This is a genomic window from Streptomyces sp. NPDC057565, from assembly GCF_042801455.1.
GTDB lineage: Bacteria > Actinomycetota > Actinomycetes > Streptomycetales > Streptomycetaceae > Streptomyces > Streptomyces yanii.
In genome coordinates, this window is record NZ_JBHVFU010000005.1 from 411,413 (window position 1) to 428,929 (window position 17,517).

General features: G+C 71.6%; 15 protein-coding genes. 6 read left to right on the forward strand and 9 right to left on the reverse strand.

The window, feature by feature from the left end:
* Window positions 1-45: 45 nt before the first annotated feature.
* On the forward strand, window positions 46-198 hold the full coding sequence (locus tag ACFU8W_RS14330; protein WP_384036095.1) for a hypothetical protein: 153 nt from the start codon (window positions 46-48) through the stop codon (window positions 196-198).
* 10 nt (window positions 199-208) lie between these two features.
* Here the strand turns inward: ACFU8W_RS14330 and ACFU8W_RS14335 are convergent, their stop codons facing one another.
* The 7 genes from ACFU8W_RS14335 to ACFU8W_RS14365 form a co-directional block, all read right to left on the reverse strand.
* Window positions 209-1,468, reverse strand: coding sequence for an MFS transporter (locus ACFU8W_RS14335; protein WP_384036098.1), 1,260 nt, complete (start codon window positions 1,466-1,468; stop codon window positions 209-211).
* A gap of 3 nt (window positions 1,469-1,471) precedes the next feature.
* On the reverse strand, window positions 1,472-2,902 hold the full coding sequence (locus ACFU8W_RS14340; RefSeq protein ID WP_345513563.1) for a citrate:proton symporter: 1,431 nt from the start codon (window positions 2,900-2,902) through the stop codon (window positions 1,472-1,474).
* A 121-nt stretch (window positions 2,903-3,023) separates the two neighbouring features.
* Window positions 3,024-5,273 (reverse strand): molybdopterin-dependent oxidoreductase, encoded by a 2,250-nt coding sequence (locus ACFU8W_RS14345; RefSeq protein WP_384036101.1) that lies wholly within the window; start codon window positions 5,271-5,273, stop codon window positions 3,024-3,026.
* 210 nt (window positions 5,274-5,483) lie between these two features.
* On the reverse strand, window positions 5,484-6,104 hold the full coding sequence (locus ACFU8W_RS14350) for a TetR/AcrR family transcriptional regulator (RefSeq protein WP_345513565.1): 621 nt from the start codon (window positions 6,102-6,104) through the stop codon (window positions 5,484-5,486).
* 46 nt (window positions 6,105-6,150) lie between these two features.
* Window positions 6,151-7,434 (reverse strand): hypothetical protein, encoded by a 1,284-nt coding sequence (locus ACFU8W_RS14355; RefSeq protein ID WP_384036105.1) that lies wholly within the window; start codon window positions 7,432-7,434, stop codon window positions 6,151-6,153.
* A complete protein-coding gene (locus ACFU8W_RS14360) occupies window positions 7,431-8,288 on the reverse strand; it encodes a hypothetical protein (RefSeq protein WP_384036108.1) in 858 nt (285 codons plus the stop codon). Before ACFU8W_RS14360 ends, ACFU8W_RS14355 begins: the two co-directional genes overlap by 4 nt.
* Window positions 8,285-10,492, reverse strand: a complete 2,208-nt coding sequence (locus tag ACFU8W_RS14365; RefSeq protein WP_384036111.1) for a right-handed parallel beta-helix repeat-containing protein — start codon at window positions 10,490-10,492, stop codon at window positions 8,285-8,287. Before ACFU8W_RS14365 ends, ACFU8W_RS14360 begins: the two co-directional genes overlap by 4 nt.
* 186 nt (window positions 10,493-10,678) lie before the next feature.
* On the opposite strand from ACFU8W_RS14365, the gene hmgA reads away from it, so the two are divergent.
* The 3 genes from hmgA (at window position 10,679) to ACFU8W_RS14380 (ending at window position 14,138) form a co-directional block, all read left to right on the forward strand.
* Complete coding sequence (gene hmgA / locus ACFU8W_RS14370) at window positions 10,679-12,007, forward strand: homogentisate 1,2-dioxygenase (RefSeq protein WP_384036232.1); 1,329 nt, start codon at window positions 10,679-10,681, stop codon at window positions 12,005-12,007.
* A 64-nt stretch (window positions 12,008-12,071) separates the two neighbouring features.
* A complete protein-coding gene (locus ACFU8W_RS14375) occupies window positions 12,072-12,857 on the forward strand; it encodes a GntR family transcriptional regulator (RefSeq protein WP_384036114.1) in 786 nt (261 codons plus the stop codon).
* A gap of 63 nt (window positions 12,858-12,920) precedes the next feature.
* Window positions 12,921-14,138, forward strand: coding sequence for a type ISP restriction/modification enzyme (locus ACFU8W_RS14380; RefSeq protein ID WP_384036117.1), 1,218 nt, complete (start codon window positions 12,921-12,923; stop codon window positions 14,136-14,138).
* 12 nt (window positions 14,139-14,150) lie between these two features.
* Here the strand turns inward: ACFU8W_RS14380 and ACFU8W_RS14385 are convergent, their stop codons facing one another.
* Window positions 14,151-14,870 carry a TetR/AcrR family transcriptional regulator gene (locus ACFU8W_RS14385; protein WP_384036120.1) on the reverse strand — a complete coding sequence of 240 codons (720 nt, stop codon included), beginning with the start codon at window positions 14,868-14,870 and terminating at the stop codon, window positions 14,151-14,153.
* A 64-nt stretch (window positions 14,871-14,934) separates the two neighbouring features.
* On the opposite strand from ACFU8W_RS14385, the gene ACFU8W_RS14390 reads away from it, so the two are divergent.
* Both ACFU8W_RS14390 and ACFU8W_RS14395 read left to right on the forward strand, forming a co-directional pair.
* Complete coding sequence (locus tag ACFU8W_RS14390; RefSeq protein WP_384036123.1) at window positions 14,935-15,912, forward strand: ATP-binding cassette domain-containing protein; 978 nt, start codon at window positions 14,935-14,937, stop codon at window positions 15,910-15,912.
* Entirely contained in the window at window positions 15,909-16,730 is an 822-nt protein-coding gene (locus ACFU8W_RS14395) for an ABC transporter permease (RefSeq protein ID WP_384036126.1), read from the forward strand. The genes ACFU8W_RS14390 and ACFU8W_RS14395 overlap by 4 nt, the downstream gene beginning before the upstream one ends.
* A gap of 101 nt (window positions 16,731-16,831) precedes the next feature.
* Here ACFU8W_RS14395 and ACFU8W_RS14400 read toward each other — a convergent pair whose 3' ends face one another.
* Entirely contained in the window at window positions 16,832-17,440 is a 609-nt protein-coding gene (locus ACFU8W_RS14400) for a TetR/AcrR family transcriptional regulator (protein WP_384036129.1), read from the reverse strand.
* Window positions 17,441-17,517 lie beyond the last annotated feature (77 nt).

The following is a 17,517-nucleotide window of genomic DNA, read 5'->3' on the forward strand; positions in this document are numbered from 1 at the left end:
GTACGACCTCGACCCGGCTTGAGGTCAACGTACCGCTCCAGGGCCTTGCCCGAAGGCGAGGCCCTGGAGCGGTACGGCTCGGACGTCGAGCCCGGGGATCTCCTTCGGCAGGGGGCAGATCCGGCGGCCGTCGTGGTCGAAGACGTACGGGTGCGCGAGGTCGATCAGGAGCGGGACCTGCCCGCCGAGGGCCTGTGAGCCGGAAGTGTCAGGAGAGGTTCCGGTTCGCCGAGGGCTGTTCGGGCCGGGGCACCGGCCGGGCAGGGGCCGTGTCGTCGGCGGGCCCGGGGGCGCGCCCGCCCCGTACCCCCAGTCCCGCCGCCACCAGCAGGAGCACGCCCAGCATCACGAACGGCGCGGCGGTGCCCGCCACCCCGGCGATCAGACCGGCGGACGCGGGGGCGGCGACCTGGCCGAGGCGGTTGCCGGTCAGCCTGAGGGCGAGGGCGGTGGAGCGGGCCTCCGGCGGGGCGGCCCGGACGACGGTGGTCATCGACAGCGGCTGGCCGACTCCGAGGCAGAAGCCGAGCACGGCGAGCATCGTGGCCAGCGCCCAGACGGGGACCGGCAGGGCAATGGCCGCGCAGAGCAGTCCGGCCAGCAGGCAGGTCGTGGTGAGCAGTGCCGTGCGGCCGAGGACGCGAAGCATCGGCGTCATGACCAGGCGGCAGGCGATGGTGGCGGCGGCGCGCAGGCTGAGCAGCAGACCGATGGTGGCCGGGGCGATGGCGCGGTGCTCGCCGATGACCGGCAGATACGCGGTGAGGATGTCCGTGGCGGAGAGCACGGCGAGGCTGATGAAGATACCCGCCGGGACGCCCCGGGTGCGCAGGATGCGGCCGACCGGCACCTTCGCGGCGGGCGCCGCGGCTCGGACGCCCGGGGCGGTGCGGTGTTCGATGCGCCAGAGCGAGACGAACGACGCGGTGGCGACGGCCGCAGAGACGACCAGCGCGAGTGCGCTCGTACGGCCCAGGAGGCCGTCACGCTCGGAGATCACGTACCCGGCGGCGATCGGCCCGATGAGCTGGCCGAGGGAGGCGCCGATGGTGAAGTGGCCGAAATTGCGGTCCTGTTCGGCGGGCGCGGACTGACGCGCGACGATCGACTGGGCGCCGATCACGAAGCAGAGATGGCCGAGTCCCATGACGCCGCTCCAGGCCGCCATCGCCGGGAGGGAGCCCGCCGTACCGCTGAGGGCGCAGCCGCCGGCGATCAGGACGACGCCGAGGGGCAACAGGGGTGCGCACCGGCCGTGGTCCGTCCGTCGCCCCAGCGGGACGGCGGCGAAGAGCGGGAGGAGCGCGTACACCCCGGTGATCACGCCGATGGCGCGTTCGTCCGCACCGAGCGAAAGAGCCCGGTAGGAGACGGCGGGCCGCGCCATCGACACCGCCCCCTGCGCGAAGCCGAAGGCGATGACGAGGCGCAGCAGCCAGCTCCTGCCGGGCCCTTCCGTGTGGTCCATGGGTCAGATGATCCCGAAGAGGAGTCCGGCGCAGAGCACCACCAGTGAGGTGAGCGCGGCCCACTTGACGGTGAACCTGGTGTGGTCGCCGAACTCGACCTTCGCCATGCCGACGAGGACGTAGACGGCGGGGACCAGCGGGGACGACATGTGGAGCGGCTGGCCGATCAGGGAGGCGCGGGCGATCTCCAGCGGGGAGACACCGTGGGCGGCGCCGGCTTCGGCGAGCACGGGGAGGACGCCGAAGTAGAAGCCGTCGTTGGACATGAAGTACGTGAGCGGGATGCTCAGGATGCCGGTGACGATCGCCATGTGCGGACCCATGCCGTCCGGGATCGCGCCGACGAGCCAGTCCGCCATGTGCTTGACCATGCCGGTGCCGGAGAGCACACCGGTGAAGACGGCGGCGGCGAAGACCATGCCGGAAACGTTGAGGACGTTGTCGGCGTGGGCCGCGATGCGGGCCCGCTGGTCGGGCATGTGGGGGAAGTTGACGGTGAGGGCGAGGGCCGCGCCGAGCAGGAAGAGCACCGGGATCGGCATCAGTTCCATGATCATCGCGGTGAGGAGGGCGACGGTGAGACCGGCGTTGAACCAGTAGAGCTTGGGCCGCAGGGTGGCGCGGTTCGGGTCGAGGCCCTTGAAGCCCTCGTCGTCCGCGTCGCCGTCGTGCGCCACTGCCGCCGTGTGCTCCGCGTCCGTGCCCGTACCGGCTCCGCCGGAGTTCTTGCGGGTACGGTCGCTGCCGCCGCCTGCACCGGCTCCGGCGCCGACGAGGACCGTCTCGGGCTCCTGGACGATGGCCTCGTCGAGGGTGAGGATGCCCAGCCGCTTGCGCTCGCGCCGGCCGAGGACGACGGCCAGGAGGATGACCGCGAGCAGTCCGACGCCGAGGGCCGGAATCATCGGGACGAAGATGTCGCCCGCGTCCAGCTTCAGGGCGGTGGCGGCGCGGGCGGTGGGGCCACCCCAGGGCAGGGTGTTCATGACGCCGTTGGCCGTGGCGGCGACACCGGTCATCACCACCAGGCTCATCTTGAGGCGCTTGTAGAGCGGATACAGCGCCGAGACGGTGATCATGAAGGTGGTGGAGCCGTCGCCGTCCAGCGAGACGATCGCGGCGAGCAGCGCCGTACCGACGACGATCCGCATCGGGTCGGCCTTGCAGAAGCGCAGAATGCCGCGGACGATCGGGTCGAAGAGGCCGACGTCGATCATCACACCGAAGTAGACGATGGCGAACATCAGCATCGCGGCGGTCGGCGCGAGGTTGCCCACGCCGTCGATCACATAGTCACCGAGCTTGGCGCCCTGCCCGACGGCGACACAGAAAAGTGCGGGGATCAGGACGAGCGCCGCGATCGGCGACATCTTCTTCATCATGATCAGGACCAGGAAGGTCGCAATCATGGCAAAGCCGAGGATTGTCAGCATGTGGGATACCTATCGTTCACCCTTGAACTCCCACCGGAGTCGGCGGTGCGGATGACGTTAGGGCGCGACTCGCAGCCTTAACAAGACGTTGACATGCGAGCAATACGAGCAAAACCCCAGGTCAATGGCTTGGTGCCACCGCGACGAGGATGCCGTTGAGCACGGCGGTGCCGGACAGCCGGTCGAGCAGGGTGCCGTCGAGGAGCTGATTGACGTTGACGCCGGGGGCGGCTGCCGCGACGGACATCCGGGTGCCGGGGCGGTCGTGCCCCCAGCCGTGCGGGAGGCTCACCACTCCGGTCCGCACGCTCTCCGTGATCTCCACGGGCGCGATCAGCGCACCACCGTCCGCCGTGACCGTGGCGGAGGCGCCGTCCGCCAGTCCGAGCCGGGCCGCGTCCTCGGGGTGCATCTGCAGGGTGCAGACGTTCGAGCCGCCGCGCAGCGCGGCGACGTTGTGCATCCAGCTGTTGTTGGAGCGCAGATGGCGGCGGCCGACGAGGACGAGCGAGTCGGCCCCGCGTTTGGTCGCCAGGGCGCTGCGGAGCCTGGGCAGATCGGCGGCGATCGGCGCGGGGAGGAGTTCGATGCGTCCGCTGCGGGTGGCCAGGACCTCCGGGACGCGGGGCCGGAGCGGGCCGAGGTCGATGCCGTGCGGGTGGGTGAGCAGCCGGTCCAGGGTGAGGCCCTCGGGGGCGGCGCCGAAGCCTTCGCCGTAGGGGCCGAGGCGGAGCATCAGATCGAGGCGCCGCTCCGGTCCGGTGCCTCCGGTGAGCGCGGCGGCGAGCTCGGCGGGGGTGCGCCCGTGGACGGGCGAGTGCGGGTCGGCGACGGTCTTGGCCAGCACCCGGTCGATGATCATGGCATCCACGGCGGACGGGTCGGCTCCATGCATCCCGGAGACGGCGAGGACGAGCCGGGCCAGGATCTCGCTCTCGCCGAGCAGACCGTCGGCGAGTGGGACGGCGGGGCGGGTGTAGCGGACCTGGTTGCGTACGGCGAGGGTGTTGAACGCGAAGTCGAAGTGGGCGCTCTGCGAGGGCGGGGGCGGGGGCAGCACCACATGTGCGTGGCGCGAGGTCTCGTTGAGGTACGGGTCGACGCTGATCATGAAGTCGAGCCCGCTCAGGGCGCGGTCCAGACGGTCGCCGTCGGGGGCGGAGAGCACGGGGTTGGCGGCGAGGACGATCAGGGCGCGGATCCGGCCCTCCCCCGGGGTCTCGATCTCCTCGGCGAGGGCGGCGATGGGCAGTTCGCCCTTGGCCTCGGGGTGTCCGGAGACCCGGCTCGCCCAGCGTCCGAGCGTGAAGCCCTTGCCGGGGGCGGCGGGGCGCGGGGCACGGGCGGTGGCCGAGAGCGGGAAGAGGGCCCCGCCGGGGCGGTCGAGGTTGCCGGTGAGGATGTTGAGGACGTCGACGAGCCAGCTGGCGAGGGTGCCGTGCTCGACGGTGCAGCTGCCGATGCGCCCGTAGACGGCGGCGGTGGGGGCGGCGGCCAGTTCCCGGGCGATCGTACGGATGGTCGCCGCGTCCACGTCGCACGCCTCGGCGACCGCCTCCGGCGTGAACTCCCTGACGGCTTCGGCTACTTCGTCGAGCCCTTCGAGATGGCCGGCGAGCGTGCCGGGGTCGGTGAGCTTCTCCTCGAAGAGGACATGGGCGAGCGCGGCCAGGAGGAGTGCGTCGGCCCCGGGGCGGATGGCGACATGCCGGTCGGCGAGGCGGGCGGTGCGGGTGCGGCGCGGGTCGACGACGGTGAGGGTGGCGCCGCGTCTGCGGAGCGCCTTGAGCTTGCCCGGGAAGTCGGGGGCGGTGCAGAGGCTGCCGTTGGATTCGAGCGGGTTGGCACCGAGGAGCAGCAGATGGTCGGTGCGGTCGAGGTCGGGCACCGGGATGGCGTTCGGGTCCCCGAAAAGCAGTCCGCTGGATACGTGCTTGGGCATCTGGTCGAGGGTGCTCGCGGTGAAGAGGGCCCGGGTGCGGAGCGCCGAGAGCAGGGCGGGCGGGTAGAGCGCGCCGGCCATGGTGTGCACATTGGGGTTGCCGAGGACGACGCCGACGGCCTGTTGCCCGTGCTGCTCGGTGAGCGGGGGCAGTGCGGCGGCGATCGCGTCGAACGCCTCACCCCAACTCGCCTCCCGCAGCACGCCGTCCTTGCGGACGAGGGGCGTGCGCAACCGGTCGGGGTCGGCGTCGAGGCCACCGAAGGACGCCCCCTTGGGGCAGATGAAGCCCCGGCTGAACACGTCGTCCCGGTCGCCGCGGGCTCCGGTGACCCGTGTCCCCTCGATGGTGAGGGTCAGTCCACAGGTGGCTTCGCAGAGGGGGCAGATGCGCAGGGCGGTACGGGTGGTACGGGACTCGTGCGACATGGGCCCTCCCCGGGGCGGCGACTGCGGTGGCGCGCGAACGTGGGCAAGCATCGCCGAGCATACCGACCGGTACGCATGGTGGGGAGGTGTTGTCGGGTCGATATTGGCGGGCGGGAGGTCCCGTTTCGCGGGATGCGGTGGGATGCGGTCCGGTCCCCTGCGGCGCGGACCGGCGCCGTCCGGCGCGGCGAGGTGCGGTGCGGTGCGGGTTCAGTCCAGGACCTGGGCCAGATACGCCTGGATCAGGACGCGGGTCTCCGCGACGATCGCCGGATCGCCCGACGGATCGGTGCGGAAGGCGAGTTGGAGGAGTGCGTCGGCGGCTTCGACGCAGACCAGGATCGTCCGGAGCAGATCCTCGTCGGCAGTGCGCCCCAGATGGCCGGAGAGCAGCTCGGCGAGGCGCTCCGCGACGCGGTGATTGGCGTCGGAGGCCGGGTCGTGCACGGGGGCCGGGGCGCCGAAGTCGACGAGGGCGAAACCGGGGACGGAGCGCTTCATCGCCAGGTATTCGTCGAGCACGGCGTCGATGGCGCCGCGCCAGTCGGCGGACGGGATGGCGGTGAGGCGACCGGTGATGCGGTCCGCGTAACTGTCCAGATTGCGCCGGGCCAGGGCGTCGGCGAGGGCGCGCTTGTTGGAGAAGAACCGGTAGACGGAGCCGATCGGGACTTCCGCGCGGGCGGCGACGGCCCGCGTGGACAGCTGCTCGTAACCGGTCTCGTCGAGGAGTTCGGCGCAGGCGTCGAGTATCCGGGCGAGGCGCTCGGCGCTGCGCTGCTGCACGGGGGCGCGGCGGAGGTTCGTATTCGCATGGGGCACGGGCTCCATGATGCCGTGACTCTCCTCTGCGGGAGGGGTGGGTGCTGACCTGCGGTCAGGCGAGAAGCAGGGTCAGCCCCCCGACGGTGTACGCGATCATCAGTGCCAGCAGGGGAAGTTGCCCCGCGACGGCACGGGCGGGCGGGAAGAGGCGCACGGACCGGTCGTGGGCGGCGACGACTCCGAGGACGTGCCCGACGACGATCGCGGCGACCTGGAGCGTGGCGATGTCACCGGGGGCCAGGGGCGGCTCGGGCGGGACGGGAGTGTCAGCACCGAGTGCCACCATGACCGTGTGTGGCCCTTCGGTCACGAAGAGCGTGAAGTAGTGGGCGACGAGATAGCCGAGGGCGATCGGGACGAGCGAGTGCGCGAAGACGGTGAGGGGGTGGCGGAGTCGACCGGAGATCAGCCGGGTGGCACCGGCGCAGAGGGCATAGAGGGTGGCGACGAGGGCGACGGCGGCGAGCAGCCCGAGCGTGGCCGCGGTGGTGCGGCCCAGGGGTGAGGTCTGGACGGCGGTGATCCAGGAGGGGGCGTCGGAGAAGCCGTCGTAGGCGGTGGAGCCGAGCATGACGCAGACGGTGGCGACAAGACCGGGGGTCTGCGGGGTGGCATCGAGTCCGTTGAACGGGGAGCGCAGGACGAGGCGGCGGTCGGCGGGCCGGCGGCCGAGGGGGGAGAGCCGGGCGAGCAGGCCGGAGTAGACCTCGAAGGCGTCGGCGTGGTCGAACCAGCGGGCGCCGTGGCGGGCGGCGCCCGCGAGGTGGACAGCGCCGTACGGCACGAGGAAGAGAAGGAGCGCGGTGGACGACGCGGGGTCGGGGGCGACGAGTTCGAGCCAGGTGAAGGCGAGGAGTCCGGCCGCGGCGGGCCACAGACCGAGGCGTACGGGAAGGGGGCGGCCCGCGGCCGGGTCGCGGGCCAGTGCGCGGCAGACGAGGAGGTGGAGCGTGCGCAGGGGATTGAGGAGTCGCCAGACGGGACCGAGGAGGAGCGAGGCGGGGACGAGCCCGACCCAGAGGAGCACATAGACGGCGCCCGCGGCCGGGTTGCGCTCCGGACCGTCCGGGCCGAGGAGGAGATGGAGGAGGACGAACAGGGCGGCGGCCAGGCCGACGGCGCGCCCGGCGACACGGGTGGGGCGGGCGTCGGCGAGGCGTTGGAGAGGGACCGGAAGCGGGCGGCCCGCCCGGTCGCCCCGGAATCGGGAGGCGGGCCAGAGCAGGCCGAGCCCGAGGAAGGAGACGAAGAGCGCGGCGAAGGCACCGGCGAACGCGTAGAAGGGGGACAGCGGCAGGTCGTGCCGGGAGCCGATGCCGTGCGCGAGGACGCTCACCGTACGACGAGCTGGGTCAGGAGCAGATCGGACTCATGGGTCTCGACCTCGAAGAGCCCGGTGCGGTCGGCGGTGAGGGTGAGGGTGGTGGTCCGTCCGGCGGGCAGGCGCGCCTCCTTGTCGTAGCCGTGGACATGGAGGGTGTCGGCGCGGTCGGTGCGGACACGCAGCTCGATGCGCTGCCCCTTCCTGAGCTCGGTGCGGCCGGGGGCGGGGCGGACCTTGCCGTGAGAGATGACGATCTCCAGAGTCCGGTCGGGGCGGGGCGCGGCGGGGGTGCCGGCGGAAGGAGTGGTGGTGAGAGGCGTGGTGGCCTGGATCGGTGTGGAGTGCACGGCCCAGGCGGTGTGATCGTCGGCGTACAGCCGGGCCGCGAGGGTGCGGCCGCCGCCCGCCTCGCGGACGAGGGCGTCGGGAAGGTGGTACCAGGGGCCGTAGAGCCGGGCCAGGGGGTGGCCGTCGAGGAAGAGCCGGGCGTGGCCGCGCCCGAGGAGCGCCGCGCCGCCGACACTGTCCGGGCTGAATCTGAAGTTCCGTACGGAGAGATGGACGGTCCACCCGTCCTCGGAGTCCGGCCGTACGGCGACGGTCACCGCGGGGGCGCCCGTGGCCTCGACCTGACGGAGCCGGTGCCCGGATCCGTCGTCCGCGGTGAGGAGCCGGCCGACGCTGCCGCCGGCCTGTTCATGACTGGTGCCGGGCCTGTGATGGGTGGTGGGCCGCCCACCGCAGGCACTCGCACCGCACACGAGGGCGCCTGCGGTGAGAAGGGCGACGGCGAGCCGGGGGAACGCCGTGCGCGATGTGAGCGACGTGAGCCTGTTGAGTCGCAGCGGGCGGGAAGATCGCCTCATGACCGGTCCCCGTCCCGTCCGGAGCCCCGGTGGGACCCGGAATCCGTGTCCGGCCCGGAATCCGCCCCGCCTCCGGAACCCGCGCCGTGGCCCGCATTCCTTCCCGCGCCCGCGCCGGCACCGGCCCCCGCACGGTCGTCGCCCAGCGTGTCCGCCGCATCGGGGTTCGTGTCCGCGTCCGGCCCCGGGTCCGCCGTCTTCCGTACCGCCCGTTCCCCGTGCCGCGCCGAGGCCGCCACCGCCCACACCACCCAGATGACGCCGAGGAGACCGCGTATCCAGGCCGGGCCGACCGGGATCCACGGGATCATCAGGACGGCCTTGTCGAAGGCGTCGAGCAGGGTCAGGACGCCCAGCACCACCGTGGTCCAGCCCAGTCCGGGCCGCTCGCCGCGCAGGACGAGCCCGATGCCGGTCCACCACGCCCCGGTCAGCAGCAGCGCCACCGCAGGCAGATAGGAGGACGCGAGGCCCGTCGTCGCACCGGCCACATCCAGCCCGAGGCCGATCACGCCGATCAGGGTGGCCGCTGTGGCGAGCCGGCTGTGCCGCAGGCGGCGCCACCAGAGCACCCCACCGACCAACGTCAGCACCAGGGCGACACCCAGTGCGATCTGCACCTCGATGCGCTCGATGCCGCGTGCGCCGTACCAGTCGCAGCCGGCCGGCAGCCGCCGCGCCTGCACGTTGTAGTCGGCACAGACCAGCAATTGGGCGAGTTTGGCCGGTTCGCCCATCAGCCGGTCGGTGCGGACGGAGACCGCGCCGCGCGCCGCCCCGCACGCGGGCAGCGAGCGCGGTGTGGACGGTCCGGTGTCCGACTGCCAGCAGTTGCTGTCGCCCTGGCCGTCCCACCACACATCGGTGCGGTTGGGCCGGGAGCGGCCCGCCTTGTCCGTGCCGAGGTGATTGTTCGCGTACCGGTTGTGGTGCGAGGTGTCGGCCTGCTTCGCGAGGGCGCTCTCGCCGCGGATGAAGGCGGGGACGGCGCTCAGGAAGAAGGCGGCGCGCCGCTGTCCGTAGATCCAGTTGTTCTCGTAGATGTTCCAGTTGCCGCCCGCGGTGATGATGCCGGTGCCCGGCGGCATGGAGATCTGCGGGCAGACGACGCCGTCCTCGTAGCCGCGCTCGACGGGCGGTTTGGCGCAGGTTCCGTCGGCGACGTACGGGTAGTAGTCGGCGTTGTTGTCGTGGATCAGGTTGCGTTCGAAACGTGCGTGGTTCTGCGGGAGTCCGGGGTGGCCGGGGAAGGCGCTGTCCATCGAGGCGCCGCCCATGTTGTGGTCGAACTCGTTGTCGTGGACGTAGACGGAGTCGCCCGCGGTGCCGGAGTAGCCGACCATGTTGTGGTGGCTGCGGCAGCCGGTGATCTCGATCGAGTAGCGCGGCACGTCGTAGCCGTATCCGTCATTGATGTCCGACGCGCTGCCGGGGTAGATGCCTGAGTCGCCGTTGCCGTACGACTCGCAGTTCTTGTACAGCCCGTGGTCACTGGCGAAGGTGAGGAAGCCGTACTCGTCGTTCCACCGGGTGAGGACGTCGTCGATGACGAAGCCGTCCTGGGCCAGCACGTACAGCGAGTTGAACGTCGTGCGCTGGGCGGTGAAGTTCTTGAAGTAGATGCCGTCGGAGCCGTCCGAGCGGATCGCGTTGAGTTTCCGGTACTTGGCGTCGATGACGACGTCGGTGCGCTCCGCCCCGGTCCCCTCGATCTGGAGCTGCTTCTTGCCGAGGATCGCCACCAGGTTCTGGTTGTGCGGACACTGCTTCTGCTGCGCGTACGACAGGATCTGGTAGCCGAGCTGCGAGTCGGGCGCCTTGAGCCTCGCGCACTCCCCCGTCGGCCGGGGCAGCGAGGGCTCCTCCTCGTACAGGCCGGGCAGGATCGCGATGTTCATGCCGGGTCTGCCGACCTTGTCGACGGCCTGTTGCAGATGGCGGTAGCCGGACTTCAGGCACCGGTCGAAGAGTTCGAGGTTGCGTGCCCGGAGCTTCGCCGGGAATCCGGATATCCGGCGTTCGAAGTCGGCGCGGTCGCTCTTGCAGACCAGCAGATCGGGTTCGCCGGCGCGGTGGACCGGGACACTGCCGGACCCGTCGGGCAGCGTGACCGGCCGTTCCTCGTGCGCCTGGGCGGCCGGGGCCGCGAGGAGTGCGGCGGCCAGTGCCGCCAGGACCACCAGAAGTCTTCGTGTCCACGACATGTGCCGGAGAGTAGAGCATTGTTCAACTTTTGAGACCCCCTTCTGCGCGACGGATCAAAAGAATTCCGTCACGACCCCGCACCGGATCCGCGACGCGCCACCGCCCTGCCCCGTTGACGTGCCCCGATCTGATTCCTACGGTGTCCCATAGGAATTCTTCGGCACCGGGAGCGCGGCATGGGCGGCATCAGCGGCATCGAGCAGGCGAGGAAGACGGCGGAAGCGCTTGCGCACTCCGCCGGTTTCGGCAATGAGCACAGCTCCGAGGCGGTCGCGGGGGCGCTGCCGCAGGGCCGCAACTCGCCGCAGCGAGCACCCCTCGGCCTGTACGCCGAGCAACTGAGCGGCTCGGCCTTCACCGAACCGCGCGCCCACAACCGCCGTTCCTGGCTCTACCGGATCCGTCCCTCGGCCGCCCACCCGCCGTTCGTCCGGATCGACAACGGCGCGGTGCGCACCGCCCCCTTCACCGAGTCCGTCCCCGATCCGAACCGGCTGCGCTGGGACCCGCTCCCCGACCCCGCGCCCGGCACGGACTTCCTGGCAGGGCTGTGGACCCTCGGCGGCAACGGCGACGCCACCCAGCGCACCGGCATGGCCGTGCACCTCTACCACGCCAACACGGCCATGACCGACCGGGTGTTCAGCGACTCCGACGGCGAACTGCTGATCGTCCCCGAGCGGGGAGGCCTGCTGCTCCGTACCGAACTGGGCCTGCTGCGCGCCGAACCCGGCCACATCGCACTGATCCCCCGCGGTGTCCGCTTCCGGGTGGACCTCCTCGACGACTCCGCCCGCGGCTATGTCTGCGAGAACTACGGGCAGCCGTTCACCCTCCCCGACCTCGGCCCGATCGGCGCCAACGGTCTTGCCAACGCCCGGGACTTCCTCGCTCCCGTCGCCGCGTACGAGGACGCGGAGCGCCCGGTCCAGGTGATCAACAAGTTCTGCGGCAACCTGTGGTCCGCGACGTACGACCACTCGCCGCTCGATGTCGTCGCCTGGCACGGCAACCACACCCCGTACGTCTACGACCTGCACCGCTTCAATGTCATCGGCTCCATCAGCTACGACCACCCCGACCCGTCGATCTTCACGGTGCTGACATCGCCGTCCGACACCCCCGGTCTCGCCGGTGTGGACTTCGTCGTCTTCGCGCCGCGCTGGCTGGTCGGCGAGGACACGTTCCGCCCGCCGTACTTCCACCGCAATGTGATGAGCGAGTACATGGGGCTGATCGAGGGGGCGTACGACGCGAAGACGGCCGGCAGGGGTGGCTTCGTGCCGGGCGGCGGCTCGCTCCACAACATGATGTCGGCGCACGGCCCGGACCGGGAGACCTTCGACCGGGCGAGCGCGGCGGAGCTGAAGCCGCAGAAGATCGACGACGGTCTTGCCTTCATGTTCGAGACCCGCTGGCCGGTCACGGCGACCGGGCAGGCGGCGACCGCCGACCACCTGCAGCGCGGGTACGACGACGTGTGGCAGGGTCTCGAACGTAACTTCCGGCCATAGGCGAAGCCGCCGCTTCCCGGCCCCCGCTCGTCGCGTCCGCAGTGTCGCAGTACGGAGAGTCCAGGTGACCCAGGTGCCTCAACTGCCCCAGACGCCCCAGGTGACGGCCTTCGCCCCCGACTCGCTGGTCCTGAACCGCAAACTGCCGCTGTGGTACCAGGTCTCGCAGTCCCTGCGCGCGTCCATACTCGGCCGCGCCCAGGACGCCTCGCTGCGGCTGCCGACCGAGGAGCAGCTCGCCGCACACTACGGCGTCAGCGTCCTCACGATGCGGCAGGCGCTCAAGGAGCTGGAGACGGAGGGGCTGATCAGCAGGCACCGGCGGCGCGGCACCTTCATCGAGCCGGGGGCCCGTCGGGCCTCGCCGGTCCGGCTGCTCGGGTCGATCGATGCGATCGTCGCCCAGCAGTCGGGCGAGCGCACCACGGTCCTCGGCCATGGTCCGCTCGCCCTGCCCGGCGATCTCGCCGAGTACTTCCCGGGCTGTACGGACGTGGTCGGCTACCGGCGGCTGCGCTGCGACGGCGCCACCGGCGAGCCCACCAACTGGGCGGAGAACACGGTGCATCCCGAGGTCGCGGCCCGGCTCGATGCCGCCGATCTCGAACGCTGGCCGATGACCAAGGTGTTGCGCGATCGCGTCGGCGTCCGGATCGCGCGGATCACGGACACGGTCGAGGCGCGGCTCGCCGACCCGGCCACCGCCGAGCTCCTCCAGGTCCCGCTGCTCAGCCCGATCCTCTTCTACACAGGGGTGACGTACGACGAGAGCGGCCGGGTGGTGGATGTGGCACAGATCCGGTACCGGGGGGACAGGTTCTCGTTCTCGGTGACGGTCGAAGCGCACTGACCGCACACGACGCGCCGTTACGATGCCTGGGGCGGCGGACGTGGCGACGGGGAGGACGACACGGTGGCAGCACGGGCGGGCGCCGGAGCCGGCGGGGACGACGACATCCCGCTGCTCGATGACCTCATGCCATGGTCCGTACGGCCCCTGCGCACCGGGCGCCCCTGGGTGACGGCCCCTGACGCCGGTTCCCTCAAGGCCCGTTGGGGACGTCTGGTCAGCGCCGAGGGAGCCGAGCGCGAACAGCTTTTCCGGCCCACCCGTTCCCGTGACCCGCACACTCCGGTCGCGGCGCTGCCCGGCCAGACCACCTCCACCGCCCGGTTCGCACGGGAGTCCGGTCCGTGCCCCGAGCCGGTGCGGATCCTGCACGGACCGTTCGACGAGCAGTGGCTGATCCCCGACCACCGACTGATCGACGCCGCCCGCCCGGAGCTGTGGAGGGTCGCCGACGGGCACCAGCTCTTCGTCGTCGAGCACGGGTACGTACCGCAGGACACCGGTCCCGCCCTGTCCGTGACGGCGCTGCTGCCCGACGGCCACTGGCCGGCGGGCCGCCCCGGCCGGATCCGGCCGCTCTACCGAAGGCCCGGCGGAGGGGAACCCAATCTGGCGCCCGGGCTGCTCGGGCTGCTGCGCGCCCGGCACGGGGACACGGTCACCGCGGAGGCCGTGCTGGCGTGGATCGTCACGGCGGCCCGTCACTCCCCCGCCGGGACCGTCGTACCGCTGCCCGCCGACACCGCACGCTGGTGGGCCGGGGTGGAGCTGGGCCGGGAGCTGTTGCGGCTGCAGCTGCGCGGCGCGCGCGGCGGGGAGCGCCCGCGGCTGCCCGGCGGGCGGCGCCCCTACGTGCGGGCCGCGGTACCGGCCGCGCCCGGCACGCTGGAGTACGACCCCGCCGACGAGACGCTCCTGCTGGGTACGGGACGCATCTCGCCCGTGCCGGCGGGAGCCTGGGAGTTCCGGGTGGGCGGGGTCCGGATGCTGGAGCTGTGGTTCGAGCGAAGGGCCGGGGCGGACGGGGCGGACGGTCTGGAGGCGATACGGCCCCGGGGCTGGCCCCAGGAGTGGACCTCGGAACTGCTGGAACTGATCACCGTGCTGGCGCTGCTCGCCGAACTCCGGCCCCGGCAGGAGGAGCCGGCCGACGGCCCGCGGCTCACCACCGGTGATCTGCGCGCGGCCGGTGTCCTGCCGGTCGCGGCGACGGCCAGGCGGCCGGCTTCCGTTCTCGACCACCACGAGGAGGGCCCGGAAGGGCAGTTCGCCCTGGTGTGACACATCGGGCAGTCAGGAAGCGGACCGTTCGAACGAGTCCAGGACCCGGCCGAGCGCCCGGTCGAACACCCCGTCCAGATCGATCGGCCCGGAGTCCTCGGCGAACGCGGCCGCCATCCGCGGGTACTTCCCGGTCATGATCTGGCTGATCAGATAGCCGGTACGGACGGCCTGCTCCTGCTCCTCGGACCAGGGCAGTGACCGGCTCCGCTCCGCCGTGGCGATCTCGTTGGACACATACGTGGTGACCATGCCGTTGACCATGGCGACGAGCTCCATCTTCTCGCCGAACCGCGCGTCCAGGCCGTCCAGGCAGCTCAGCGCGTACTCCAGGAACCGCAGCGCGTTCGGCGAGAAGCCGTAGACGGGTGACATCAGCCGGGGCACCCACGTGTGGCGGTGCATCAACGCACGGGTCTGGTGGGCGAGTGCGACGAGGTCGGCACGCCAGTCCCCCGAAGGGTGTTCCGGCAGCTCGTAAGCGGCGCTGACCCGGTCGACCATCAGCTCGTACAGGTCCTCCTTGCGCGGCACGTAGTTGTACAGCGACATCGTGCCGCAGCCGAGCTCGGCCGCCACCTTGCGCATGGACACCGCGTCGATGCCCTCCGCATCGGCGATGCGGACGGCGGCGTCCGCGATGTCGGCGCGGCTGAATGCGGGCTTCGGGCCACGGCCCGCACGCTCGGGGCGTGCCCAGATCACTTCGGGTACAGCGGGTCGCCCCACCATCGATCATCACCTCGCTCACCATCCTAGTTACGTACACCGTACGTAGTGCGCTATGGTGGGCAGCATGACAACTACGTACGCTGTACTTAGTGAAAGTCTGACGAAACGCTACGGGGACGTCCACGCACTGCGCGGGCTCGATCTCGCCGTCGCCGAGGGATCCGTCTGCGGAGTCCTCGGACCGAACGGCGCGGGCAAGACCACCGCCGTGCGGATCCTCACCACACTGACCGCCCCGGACGGCGGCAGCGCCCGGGTCGCCGGGCACGACGTGGTGCGCGAGGCGGGCGCGGTACGCGCGGCGATCGGGGTGACCGGGCAGAGCGCCTCGGTCGACGACGAGCTCTCCGGCCGGCAGAATCTGCGACTCTTCGGCCGGCTGCTCGGCTTCCGTGGCGAGGCCGTGCGCCGCCACGCCGACGCACTCCTCGAACGCTTCGAGCTGACCGAGGCAGCCGACCGCCCGGCCCGCACCTACTCGGGCGGGATGCGGCGCCGCCTGGACCTGGCCGCCGGCCTGCTGACCCGTCCGCAGGTGCTCTTCCTCGACGAGCCGACCACCGGACTCGACCCGCACAGCCGTAACCAGATCTGGGCGGCGGTACGCGAACTGGCGGACCTGGGCACCACCGTCCTGCTCACCACGCAGTATCTGGAGGAGGCCGATCAGCTGGCCGACGACATCGTGCTGATCGACCGGGGCCGGGCCGCCCACCGCGGCTCCCCCGCCGAACTGAAGGCCCGGATCGGCTCCTACGCGGAAGTGGTCGTCGGCCATGAATCGGCCCTCGTGCCCGCGGCCGGCGTCCTGGACCGGCTCACCGGTGCCGAACCCGTGCTCGACCACGCGCGCCGCACGGTCGGCACCGTCGCCACCGACACCACACTCACTCTCCCCCGCATCGTCCGCGAACTGGACGCGGCGGGAGTGCCGCTGATCGACGCGAGCCTGCGCCCGCCGACGCTCGACGAGGTCTTCCTCCGCCTGACCGACCGCGGCGACGGCCGCACCTCCCCGCCCGTGAAGGAGACGACAGCATGACGCAGACACGGGAAGCGACCGCGGTCCACACGGTCACCAGCACACCGCTGGCCGACGGCTGCGCCGTGCTGGGCCGCCATCTGCAGCGGATCAAGGCCGCCCCCGGGGTACTGATCCTGACCCAGACCATGCCGATCACGATGCTGCTGTTCTTCGGGTACGTGTTCGGCAGCGCACTCGCCATGCCGGGGCAGGAGTACCGCGCGTTCCTGGTGCCCGGGCTGCTCGCGGCGACGGCGGCGAACGGCATCATGACCGGGATGTTCCAGTCCGCACAGGACTGCCACCGGGGGGTGATGGACAGGTTCCGTACGCTGCCGATGAGCCGCACGGCCGTACCGCTCGGGCAGACCGCGGCCGATCTGCTGACCACGGCGATCGGCATGGTGCCGCTGATCCTGGTCGGGCTGGCGGTGGGCTGGCGCATCGAGGGCGGCCCGTCGGCGGCACTCGGCGGGTTCGGACTGCTGCTGCTCTTCCGGTTCGCCACGTCCTGGCTGGGCTGCTGGCTGGGGCTGCTCATCCGGAACGAGGAGGCGGCGGGCCAGCTGGGCAGCGCCACGTTCATCCTGCCGCTGCTGTCCAGCGCCTACATCCCGACCGACAATCTGCCCGGCCTGCTCCGGACGGTCGCGGAGTGGAACCCGATCAGCGCCATGGCCGCCGCCACCCGCGACCTGTTCGGCAATGCGGCGCCGTCCGCGGACGCCGCCTGGCCGACAGCCCACCCGGTGGCGGGCACGCTCGCCTGGTCGGCGGCGCTCCTCATGGTGTTCGTACCGCTGGCCGTCCGGCGCCATGCGCGCGGCGGCGAGTGACATGGACTCGCCGAGGGGCCACCGCACCGACGCGGCGGATGCCCCGGACACTCGAGGGGTCATCGCGTCGGCGTGGCACGCCCACCGGGCTCACCGCGGAATCAATGCGTCAGCGCGGCCGGCCGGTCCAGCGTGCTGAGCAGGCTGATGAAGCTCGACTCCAGGAAGGCGGCGAGTTCCGCCAGCGCGTCCGGCTCGTCGAGCGGCCAACTGGTGACGGCCTCCTCGGCGAACGCCATCCAGGCCCGGCTGGCGATGGAGAGCCACGGCGAGTCCGGCATCCCGAGCCGCCGCTGCCCCTCCTCCACCCGCCGGGCGAGCGTGTCCCGGGTCCCCTCGACGATGTCCTCCACCGTGGGATGACTCCCCGCGGCGCCGCGGACCAGGGCCAGATAGACCTTGCGGTGCTCGAGTACGTACGCCACGAAGCCGATGATGAACGACCGCAGCCAGGGAACGGGCTCCAGCGAGGGGTCCGGTTCCGTGGCTGCGGCGAAGCAGTCGCACTCCTGCTGCACCACGACACGGTAGAAGTCGCGCTTGGAGTCGAAGTAGTGGAACAGCAGCCCCCGGGAGATCCCGGCACGGCGCGCCACCTCGTCGGTGGAGAGCTCGTCCAGTGACCGGTCGGCCAGCATGTCCAGGCCGATGGCCACCAGCTGAGCCCTTCGTTCGTCGGGACTGAGGCGCGCTGCTCGCTTTTCGGACATGCGCACAGTCTAGAAGTACTTCGGTGCCAAATTATTTCGGTCCCGGTCGGACCGTCGCCCGCGGCCCGGGTCACCGC